Source organism: Nocardia heshunensis (genome assembly GCF_054782115.1).
The window spans coordinates 1-526 of the sequence record NZ_BAAGTC010000035.1; the positions used below are offsets into that span (position 1 = coordinate 1).

General features: G+C 42.6%; 1 protein-coding gene. It reads left to right on the top strand.

The window, feature by feature from the left end; all coding sequences use genetic code 11:
• The first annotated feature begins 221 nt into the window (after nucleotides 1–221).
• The gene (locus ACYVN4_RS44995) at nucleotides 222–488 is read left to right on the top strand and encodes a hypothetical protein (protein ID WP_125686032.1); all 267 of its coding nucleotides are present in this window, start codon (nucleotides 222–224) and stop codon (nucleotides 486–488) included.
• Nucleotides 489–526 lie beyond the last annotated feature (38 nt).

Consider the following 526-nt stretch of genomic DNA (forward strand, 5'->3'; position numbering starts at 1 on the left):
ACATTGATACCGACCTTCATGCGCAATTGCTTTCACTAAAAGCTGAGACCGGATTAACTGTGAACAAAATTGTTCAACGATTCATCACGTACGGGTTGAAGAACGTCGAAATCGAAGAGAGTGAAGAAGAATGATAACTGCAAAATTACTACTCTTTCTATTCATTGGTTGGCTATTCGGTCGTTATGGCGATGAACTTTTCGACTAGGAGGGTGCTAGTAATGAATGATCTAGTTCAAGGATTAGCTACTTTATTTAAGCAAGCTTACCTGAAAGGTGTTGAAGACGGTCGGAAGGAAGTAACTGTCAGCACGAAGCTGCTTGATCGCAAGGACCTAGACAAAGAGTTCGGCATCAAGGTAGACACAGCTGACAAATACTATCTGTACCAACCGGATTTTCCGTTCGTCAAGCAAGGCAATCAACGCAAGTATTATGCACCAGCAGTTCATCAATGGCTTCTTAGTCATCAAGAAACGAGCAACTAATACCTAGGCGGGTAGTGATGATGAAGAGGATATGGAGG

Coding starts and splice junctions, on each gene's coding strand:
- ACYVN4_RS44995 (WP_125686032.1), top strand. CDS start 222: ATGAATGATCTAGTTCAAGGATTAGCTACTTTATTTAAGCAAGCTTAC.